At 43.7% G+C, this 8,799-nt stretch carries 11 protein-coding genes; all 11 read right to left on the reverse strand.

Annotated features, from left to right (window positions below):
- Positions 1 to 7: 7 nt before the first annotated feature.
- On the reverse strand, positions 8 to 1,030 hold the full coding sequence (locus tag ACG95_RS08990; RefSeq protein WP_021732627.1) for a major capsid protein: 1,023 nt from the start codon (positions 1,028 to 1,030) through the stop codon (positions 8 to 10).
- Between the two features lie 19 nt (positions 1,031 to 1,049).
- Positions 1,050 to 1,400 (reverse strand): hypothetical protein, encoded by a 351-nt coding sequence (locus ACG95_RS08995; RefSeq protein ID WP_021732628.1) that lies wholly within the window; start codon positions 1,398 to 1,400, stop codon positions 1,050 to 1,052.
- A 14-nt stretch (positions 1,401 to 1,414) separates the two neighbouring features.
- Positions 1,415 to 2,092 (reverse strand): capsid assembly scaffolding protein Gp46 family protein, encoded by a 678-nt coding sequence (locus ACG95_RS09000; RefSeq protein WP_021732629.1) that lies wholly within the window; start codon positions 2,090 to 2,092, stop codon positions 1,415 to 1,417.
- Positions 2,093 to 2,264: 172 nt separating this feature from the next.
- A complete protein-coding gene (locus tag ACG95_RS09005) occupies positions 2,265 to 2,471 on the reverse strand; it encodes a hypothetical protein (protein ID WP_003642816.1) in 207 nt (68 codons plus the stop codon).
- Positions 2,472 to 2,522: 51 nt separating this feature from the next.
- Positions 2,523 to 2,801: a hypothetical protein gene (locus tag ACG95_RS09010; protein WP_003642815.1), complete on the reverse strand. Its 279-nt coding sequence runs from the start codon at positions 2,799 to 2,801 to the stop codon at positions 2,523 to 2,525.
- Positions 2,776 to 4,461, reverse strand: a complete 1,686-nt coding sequence (locus ACG95_RS09015; protein ID WP_048000214.1) for a minor capsid protein — start codon at positions 4,459 to 4,461, stop codon at positions 2,776 to 2,778. Before ACG95_RS09015 ends, ACG95_RS09010 begins: the two co-directional genes overlap by 26 nt.
- Positions 4,462 to 4,607: 146 nt before the next feature.
- Positions 4,608 to 4,904: a ribosomal-processing cysteine protease Prp gene (locus ACG95_RS09020; RefSeq protein WP_033609661.1), complete on the reverse strand. Its 297-nt coding sequence runs from the start codon at positions 4,902 to 4,904 to the stop codon at positions 4,608 to 4,610.
- On the reverse strand, positions 4,834 to 6,342 hold the full coding sequence (locus tag ACG95_RS09025) for a phage portal protein (protein WP_048000215.1): 1,509 nt from the start codon (positions 6,340 to 6,342) through the stop codon (positions 4,834 to 4,836). Before ACG95_RS09025 ends, ACG95_RS09020 begins: the two co-directional genes overlap by 71 nt.
- A gap of 11 nt (positions 6,343 to 6,353) precedes the next feature.
- Complete coding sequence (locus ACG95_RS09030; protein ID WP_003642809.1) at positions 6,354 to 7,592, reverse strand: PBSX family phage terminase large subunit; 1,239 nt, start codon at positions 7,590 to 7,592, stop codon at positions 6,354 to 6,356.
- Entirely contained in the window at positions 7,582 to 8,109 is a 528-nt protein-coding gene (locus ACG95_RS09035; RefSeq protein ID WP_033609662.1) for a terminase small subunit, read from the reverse strand. Before ACG95_RS09035 ends, ACG95_RS09030 begins: the two co-directional genes overlap by 11 nt.
- A 41-nt stretch (positions 8,110 to 8,150) precedes the next feature.
- Positions 8,151 to 8,570 carry a DUF2829 domain-containing protein gene (locus tag ACG95_RS15025; RefSeq protein WP_050584289.1) on the reverse strand — a complete coding sequence of 140 codons (420 nt, stop codon included), beginning with the start codon at positions 8,568 to 8,570 and terminating at the stop codon, positions 8,151 to 8,153.
- Between the last annotated feature and the right edge of the window lie 229 nt (positions 8,571 to 8,799).

Genomic DNA, 8,799 nt, shown 5'->3' on the forward strand with positions numbered 1-8,799 from the left:
ATCACCTCTAGGCTAAAACCTGAGCTTGAAATACCTCATCCGCCGCGGCAAACGCTGGAAGCGCAACTGCTGAGGCTTTTTCCCAAGTCCCAATTGGATCATTAGTTTCGGTATAAATCATATCGTAAACATTACCCACAGCGTTAATTTGCGCTGGGCCACTGAATTGTGCTAACTCTTCTGGAGTTGGTCCAAACACTTTATTACCAATCGGGTCATCGTTCATTAAGACAAGTCGATTTTCTGGGAAGTAACGACTCTTGGTAATCTTGCCATCTTTTCCGACTTGGGTATATTTTTGATCATAAGTCCGAAAAATTGGTAAACCTTGTGCCTGCATGAAGGTGTCAAAGTCGGCTTGTCCAAGTGCCCGAGTAGAGTTACCATACACGGCTTGTAGAACTTTGGTATTAGTCGTAATCAATCGATAAATCTTCCGACTAGTTAGCGCCCGGGTTGGTGTAATATCCATCTTATCGCACCAGCGCGTAATATCACCAAGGATATCCGCGTCGCCGTTATCCCATGTAGCAGCTCCAGTCAAAGCTTCCTGATGTTCAGTCGGAACTTGATAATCAAGTTGGACAGCAAGTTTACCACTTTCATCTGGCAAAATAGTCTTACCTGTTGCTAAAACGTCCATAGTGGTCTTTTCAATTCGTGCTAAAACGCCTTGATTGAGCACATCAAAGTCGTTATAAACATGTTGTTGCAAGTAGCTAGCTTCTGCAGGCGTCCGCGGATTGAGCATCGCATACAAATCTTTTTCTTTAATCTGCATCTTGCGCTTAATCAAAGCCAGTTCGATGGCAGCGCCCGAGGCAGACCGACTGCCAATTTCGGCTTCACTATCAAAAGCCGCATAGGATGCAATCACTGGAATTCGATTTTGACGTTTCAAGATATCAACAGTTAGTGAGTTGACTTTGATTGCTGGGAATAGTTCATCACCTTGCATCGCTGGATACTGCCGATTCAATGAAAAATCGATTAAATCATGTTGCGTGAATAAATCTGAAATTTGAGCCATTTGTTTTCTCCTCCTTTAATTAGGCTTGTGATACGGCGGCAGCGTCCGTATCAGTGAAAGTAATCTTCTTTAATGCCGTGATAGCCTCAGCTGTTGGCGCCACTGGTAAGCGTTGGCCAAATAAATAGCCTTCAACAATCACGCCAACCATTTGAGGACCATGTGTAACGTCCACTTCATTAATCGTGACTCCTTCCGCCTTAGCGTCATTAGTTGGATAAATCGTGCCGGCTGGAATAACTTTATGTCCAAAAGCATCCGTCTTCACCGCGTAACTGGTGTCATCAACCTGCCGTGAGAATGATACGAACTTTTCAGATGCCATGAAATTCTTTTGTTCTACTGTTCCTTTATCAAATACATAGGCCATAATCTAGTACCTCCCTATTTTGTCGCCCATAAACTGGACTTTGCTGGCTTTTGCGAGTTATTTAATTTTTCAGCTGCTGTTGCACCTTCAGATTTATTTGCGGATGTATCAGCACCCGGCAATGTGGTCCCACTGCTTGCGATTCGCTTATCGATTGCTTGCTGTAAACTCTCTGTAAATGCCTTGCTCATTGCAGTGTAAGCCGCTTCAATGCCTTTATCATCTGCTAAAACATCATCACCAAAAGCCGCAATCAGTGCTGTCGGCAAATCGTCTGCACCCAGTCGAGCCGTCACTTTGGCTTTATTTTCAACAATAGTTCCATGACGCTGTGATTCAGCAAGTTGCTTGGTTAATTGGTCTTTATCATAGTTGGCCTTTTCCAGGTCAGTCATCTTGTCGTAATCTTTTTGCTGCTGAGCTTCACTAGCCTGTTTTTCATCATGTGTTTTAATTGCCGAAGCAATCAGCTTATCAACACTTGATTGCCAGTCCTTTTCACTAGCAAACGATTTAAACGGCGTATCTGCCTGATTGTCTTGGTCAGAGTCGTCATTGTTGCTATTTTGATTGGCGTCGGTTGTGTTAGGCGTGCTATCAGCCGTCTGATTGCTACCTTCATCCCCGCCAGTTCCATTATCACCGTCAGCAAACATCTGTAAATTCATCTTTAGTTTGAGTAGCTTTTTCATAATTAAATTCCTCCACGCCCACGCATTTCCGATAACTCAGGCCACAAAAAAAGCACCCCGTGCATTACTCTAAGAGCCCCACACATTGTGCTAAATTGACCGTGGCGTCATTATCAGACCCACGCATGCTATTTAGTTTGAGTAGTTTAGAGACGTGCTCAGGTCATCCATGCTAATCCTGATGGAACATTGTCGAAAGGATCATCGTGGCGGTTTGTATTGCTGTTACTTGATCATATCCTTTATTAAGTGCTTCCTCATAACATGTTAGAAATGCATCCGTCATGAGCTTAAAGCCTTGCTCCGTGTCAGCGTCAAACGTCAAGCCCTTCATTGCCATCTCGGTGTAACGCATTAAATCCGAATTATCTTTACTCATCGTGTTCTCCTCGTCGTACTAAAAAACGCCCAATCAAAATGATTGAACGCCCTACATTGCAACAATAACGATATCTTGCCATTGGTCACGGATTTTCTTGCCATCAATTACATAATCAAGAATCTCATCAACGTCGTCAGTATCTTTGAAGTGATAATCAAAATCACCATTATCTTTAGAAATGATACGTTTGCCCTCACTGTCAAAGCCAATGTACCACTCAACATCATTGATTTTGATTTGAACCTCCATACGAACATCTAACGCAAATCGAAGTTGCTCCAAAGACTCTAAGTGATCCGAATCAGCTTTTACTCGTCTTACCACCATCTTTATTCACAATCCTTTCTGCAATCGTTAATTTCCGCCCAGGTTCTTCACGCCGGGGAACAATCTTGCCATTTTTCTTTGTAACGCGTAACCAGGGATGCGCGTGTGGCACAATCGTGTGCATTTTAGCATTACCATGGTCGGTAAAATCAATGTCCAGCCGGGCCTTTCCTGTCTTACCATAATATCTTCGTGTAACTAGTTGTCCATCGACATAACGGTCAAAAACTGAGTTGGCTTCCTGTTGATACGGAACACCGTGCACTTCACCAAAATTGTGTACATTGTTCAACGCAAATTGTTCGCGCCGAACCTCGCGCGCTACTTTCAACAGGTTCTGATAACTATCACTGTCATTATACTTCATCGTTTGAAAATCTTCGAATGTTTCGGGTACGTTATCTCCACCTAAAATCCGTTTGTATTCATCATACTGGGTAGTATCATACCGACGATTGCCAACCCGATTATCTAAACTATCGAAAGCCTGCGGACCATGCTTTAAGATTACTGCCTGGCGCCAATCCTGATAAGTAGCATCCGGCTTCAGCTTGAGCTTTTCACCAGTAATTGGATCATTCGCTGTCCGTTGCATCATGTACTGGCTATCTGACAAATAGATGATTGCGACAGTTCGGCAAAATGGATGTAACGGCGGAAAATTAACATTCACTTCCGCTTCATCTACGTTAAATACACGGCCGTCAATACTACGACAGATTTTTGAAGTCCGCATATCCAGCACGGCAACCAGTTGGTACTTTTTAACCCCGCGTCGTTTCCATTCATTGAGCTTCGTTTGATTATGAAAGTAGTTGGCTTCTGTTCTAATCAATCGTCGCGTATTGTAACTGCTAGTTCCAAACTCCTTAGCTAAAGCTTGTACCATGTCACGCTCACGCATACCACTCATCTGCTGAGCCGTGAATAGTTCACTGAGTCGGTCGGCTAGTTGGTCCGTGTTATGCCAAATCCGTTTAGAGTAGTTCTTGCCTTTAAACGGCGCATCTAATATAGCCTTAACGTACTTCCCTGACAACTCTTTAAACCGTGTTATTGGTTCGTCTGGGTTCACTTTAACTGTTACCATCTCTTTACCCGTTTTAGGGTCAAAGGTAGTTCTAGTGTGCATTTTAGGCTGACTATCAGCGCTCACGCCCGGAAGAATGACGTCTTTATCAAAGCCACCTATAATACTCTCGTTAGTTGCCTGATCAAGTGCTTCTTGAATTACCTTGGTATAAAGGTTCGTGGACTTCTCAATCTCAACAGATGCCGCTTGTTTCACCGCAATGTAGCTCTTAGCCTTGAGCTCTTCCAATCTGGTAATACGGCCCTTAGCTGCCATCTGTGATAAGTAGTTAGTCACTTGCTTCTTTGACTCCTTATCACTGACATTATCAGCCAGGGCCCGTAACGTTACTAACTCAGTCGGACTAACATTGGTGTTTAAAATCTGTTGTGCCTCGGCCTCCGTCGCTTTACCGTCCGTAAAATATCGTTTGTATATCTGTGATACCTCACCAGTCAAATAGTTCTGAGCACGCATGTACGCCCTTGCAATGATAGTCGCTTGTTTGGTTGCAGCATCATGTGATTTCTGTTCGCTCTGAACGGCTCGCAGTTGCCAGTAACTTAACTTGCGTTTGTCATCCGCCACTCCTACACCTCCGAGCTTATAAAATCAAATACAGCAAAATTAAAATGCCTGTAATTGGCTTCCATCCAAGCGAAACTAATCCAAGCATTTTAATTATCACGATCACAAATACACCAATCGTTTTAATGATTTTATTCAATTCTGAGTTAATTGCCCTTCACCACCACTTGCAAATTCTGAGGATATTGTGCTGAAATATCTTGTAGTCCGTGTAATAAGGTCTCACACAGAACTTTGTTATCAGCACTGGGCTCAATCAATCCAATAAACAAGCCACCATTTTCGTTAATAGTGGCGTTAGATAGCTCATTAGTGATGGCTTGGCCAAGCACCGAAACAGCAGCACAAACTAGGTCATGGCCCTTAATAGCACTATTCGCGTGGCCCGTTATCTGATAACTCACTACCTGCTTTTTGTTTAACTGAAACGTTGCCAGAATCATCCGCAGTTACCTCCTCGTTATCTGTGGCGGGCTCGCCGCCCATAGCTTTCTGCTGTAGCTTGAGTGCTTTTTCCTTTTCCTGATCCAGCATCTTAATCAACTCTTGCGGGTCATTGGTCCCAGGCAACCACCCGAGGGACACTAATTGCGGAATAACACCCTCAGCATTCTTAATATTATTGATGACATCTGCCATATTGACAGGAATATCAGGAACTATATTAATTGTTGCCCCAGAAGCGTCTACCGACTGGCCTTTAAACGTCATAATATTCTGCATTAAGCGTAGTCTCTGCCGAATACCCCGCGTTAGGTATCGCTGCTTAGTCGCTAACAATTGGAGTAAACCGAACAGCTTGTATTTCATAGCTTCACCGCTAATCGTCCCTGCAAAGTTTTCGTCATTCATGTTAGGGACGTAAGACGTTTGATGAATGTCATCCTTAATCGACTTAACAAGTACTTGTAGCTGTGATTCGTCAAAGCTCTTGGTCAACCATTCAACGCTAGCACCCTGGTCACCTTTACCAGGTGCTTCTAGGATACCGTCCTTCAAGTTAGCTTCTTCACCGTCCTCGCCCTCATCTAGGGTAAAGCCATAGACTACCAGCAAGGCATCCACGAAGTTCTTCTTATCAGTGATACGGTCTGACTGTAATTCGTTATAGGCGTTGATTAGGCTAATCGTTTGCTCAAAATCACCTTGACGCTCTTCGTTATTACGATACTCAATAAGTGGGACACCATTAAAATAATGTTGAATGGCCTTAGGTTTGCTTGCCAAATTAGCATCTGATAGCACTCGTCCTGTCTTGGTTCGATACTGAATAATCCAGTGGGCCGTATAGACAGTAATCAAATAACCCTTAGCATTACCAAGCAGGTCCTTCTTTTCCACGTAGTAAATACCAAACAGCGGATTTTTATCCAACGTGTCATCCGTTACCAGCACACAGCCGCGCGGATCAATTTTTTCAATTGCCAACTCGGTAGTTGCGTCTGACACCTTTTTGATGTATAGCAGCTCATAGGCACACCCAAACACGCTTAAATCTTTCTCCATCTCCGTATTATGCGAATCAATATCCATTTGGTCCTGAGCATCCGTAATGGCTTTAATATCCTTGCCGTTCGCCGGTGAAATGGATACCGGATTACCAGTTGTAAAGCCGGTAATCATGTCAGTAATGTATTTGGCGTGGTTCGTCATTACCTTTTCATCTGCACGATCCAACTTAGCCGCCATCTCAAGATTTCGGCTTAAGATGTGCTGATTACCCTCATAGTAGTGTTCCAGCATGTTATAACGGTCAATACGTTGCTGTTGTTGATTGATAGCATAGTTAATTACATCAAAGCTAGGGTTTTCAATATTGCCAGCCAATTCACGGTCAATCGCAACGTTGGACCCGTGCTTCTTGTTCAAATCATACTGCATCCGCTCACCTCCTATCCTCTTAATCCCTTTGGCTTCTTAATTGTCCGTGCCTTGAGCCGTTCATGTGTGTTATAGACGGCATACCGTAACGCGTCCATCACGTCATCGTTGAGCTTGACGGGTAAGCCCGTAGCCTCGTCCCAGACATACTGGTAGATTTCATCTAAGAAGGCATCAATCGCTTCTTTGATAACAAAAAAGTGGCCTTGCTTCATGCACTTAGCCACCGACTCGATTCCTGATAAAACCGATTTTTTAGCATTGAACGCCTTGAGCCCTTCACGTTGGAAGCGTGCAACGTGTTCGGGTCTCGCACTATCAGCCCAAAACTTAACATTTCGGCCATAGCGACGCTGAATATCTTTTGCAATCTCTACCCAGTAATCAATCTCTTCAAACTGACGTGTATGTTCTTCAATCAAATAAGTATTGCCAACTCGATCATCAGCCATTACAACAATCGTTCCTTTATGTTCATAGCCCCAGTCGACTCCCGCATAGTAAGTTAAGTCTGCTGGCAATTGAGCCCGTGGAATAATCATTTCGTCCTTATTAAAATCTTTATACACCATACCTTCACCAGATACCCATAGACCGAGTATTGCACGGTCGTAAAACATTCCGGACGGCGTACCCGCTTTTTGATGTTCAACGTATTGTGGGGGCAAAAAGGTATTATCATCGATTGTAAAATGGAAACTAACGGTTCCTGCTTTAGGATCATCGTTATCAATATAGCTGGCTTTCAAGTAGTGAGTCGGAACGTCTGGGTTCGTATCGCAAATAATTCGCGCACCTTGTGCTGAGCACCGATTAAGGATTTCATTGAATACCTCTTCATTAGCAAGGCTAGCTTCGTTAATATACGCCCCAAACGAGGTCATCCCACGAATGGCACCCAGCCCTGCAATGGATCCGGTAAACGTCTGCACAATCTTCACGCCAAACAGTGTGAAAGAGTTATGTTTGTCAAATTGAAAGTTAATGTCATATTTGTTTGTCAGCTCTTGCAACACGTTATTTTGTAGCGATTTGCTAGAATATCCCGCGAGAATGTACATTGGCTCCTTGACACCTAATTTGTCAGCAACCTGACGAACACGCCGCAGTTCCATCAAGAAGGCGTCATTATCAACGACAGTTTTACCAGACCGAACAGCACCGTAGTTTATCAGTAGTCGCCAGTCCGTCCGCCGCAAGGTTTTCAGCACTTGAACTTGTTTCGGCGTATATAGCTCACTAATTGCCATCGCTATCACCACCTAGGACGTCATCCAATTTATCCAGATATTCAGAAACTTTTGCTTCAGTACTATCGGTTGAGGCATTCATAATGCGAGCTTTAGCCTCCGCAATATCCGCGTCAGCCTCAGCTTTTCGAATTTGAGCTTTGACCAGCTTATCATCGCCCGGATACCGCTTAAGTATCTCCTTAACAGCACTTATCCGGGTCTTCAAGTCTGCCTCCTTCTGGCTCTCGTATACGCCTTCCGGGGTGCTCGATATAACCGTTTCTTTCTCTTCCCCTCTCGCTATCCGGGTAAGCAATTCGACGGCCTCTTTGGCGTCCATAATGCGTTTGGAAGCTATCTCGGCCATTCGCTCATCGATGTAAGATTTAATTCCAACATTTTCCAACAATTTGCTAGATTGTGCCTTTGCATAGTTGCGCGAATAACCAGCTTCAATAGCAGCTTGATAAGCATTTCCAGACTTGATATACTCATCGGCAAACTTTTGCTGTTTGGGCGTTAACTTTCGTGTCATTACATACCACCACACCTCCGTCTAATTGGAATTAGTCATCGTTATTCGACTACGACCCAGTCATCAGCTAGCATATCAGTTTGACTAGCTAACCATGGAACTCGATCCATAGGTGCATTCGGATTGTTCGTGCGTAGCCCAGTCGTGTCAATATAAATGAAATCGTGAGTCATAACCTCATTAAAACGATTATTGGGAGTGTTCAAAGATTCTCCCTTTTTCAATTTAATGAAGATGCCTTTGCCGTTCCAACCTTTACGTGCAACACAATTACCTCGTTTTAATTCTTCAAGCGCTTCTCCAAAATTCATAATTGCTTCCTCCTTATTTTTATCCAAACTAAAAGCGCCATGCTTATTTGCACGACGCTTCTTATCCTTGCACCACTTATCTAGCCGAGCATCGGCCTGCACCCATTCAGGCGGCTCATACCCGTATTTACTTCTTATCATTTTCGCCATGAGGCACCTCGTCATCGATCAGCTTAGCTAGCCGTCTCAACTCATCAAAGCTAATTGACATTGCTACACTGTCTCCACCAACATCATCGGTAGCCAATAAGAAACCACTTGATGGATTAATTGCCAGGCTTAGTTCCTCACCAAAACCATCTTGATAATTAAAGCTTTTTTTGCATTGTGCTACCTCCTAATCGTATGTGACGAATTTACAATTGAAGTGCAACACATA

The sequence above is a fragment of the Lactiplantibacillus herbarum genome, from assembly GCF_001039045.1.
GTDB lineage: Bacteria > Bacillota > Bacilli > Lactobacillales > Lactobacillaceae > Lactiplantibacillus > Lactiplantibacillus herbarum.

Excerpts from the sequence above, each read along its gene's own strand:
- ACG95_RS09020 (WP_033609661.1), bottom strand. The coding sequence starts at position 4,904 with ATGATTCTGGCAACGTTTCAGTTAAACAAAAAGCAGGTAGTGAGTTAT.
- ACG95_RS15025 (WP_050584289.1), bottom strand. The coding sequence starts at position 8,570 with ATGGCGAAAATGATAAGAAGTAAATACGGGTATGAGCCGCCTGAATGG.
- ACG95_RS09000 (WP_021732629.1), bottom strand. The coding sequence starts at position 2,092 with ATGAAAAAGCTACTCAAACTAAAGATGAATTTACAGATGTTTGCTGAC.
- ACG95_RS09035 (WP_033609662.1), bottom strand. The coding sequence starts at position 8,109 with ATGACACGAAAGTTAACGCCCAAACAGCAAAAGTTTGCCGATGAGTAT.
- ACG95_RS09030 (WP_003642809.1), bottom strand. The coding sequence starts at position 7,592 with ATGGCAATTAGTGAGCTATATACGCCGAAACAAGTTCAAGTGCTGAAA.
- ACG95_RS08990 (WP_021732627.1), bottom strand. The coding sequence starts at position 1,030 with ATGGCTCAAATTTCAGATTTATTCACGCAACATGATTTAATCGATTTT.
- ACG95_RS09025 (WP_048000215.1), bottom strand. The coding sequence starts at position 6,342 with ATGCAGTATGATTTGAACAAGAAGCACGGGTCCAACGTTGCGATTGAC.
- ACG95_RS09010 (WP_003642815.1), bottom strand. The coding sequence starts at position 2,801 with ATGGTGGTAAGACGAGTAAAAGCTGATTCGGATCACTTAGAGTCTTTG.
- ACG95_RS09005 (WP_003642816.1), bottom strand. The coding sequence starts at position 2,471 with ATGAGTAAAGATAATTCGGATTTAATGCGTTACACCGAGATGGCAATG.
- ACG95_RS08995 (WP_021732628.1), bottom strand. The coding sequence starts at position 1,400 with ATGGCCTATGTATTTGATAAAGGAACAGTAGAACAAAAGAATTTCATG.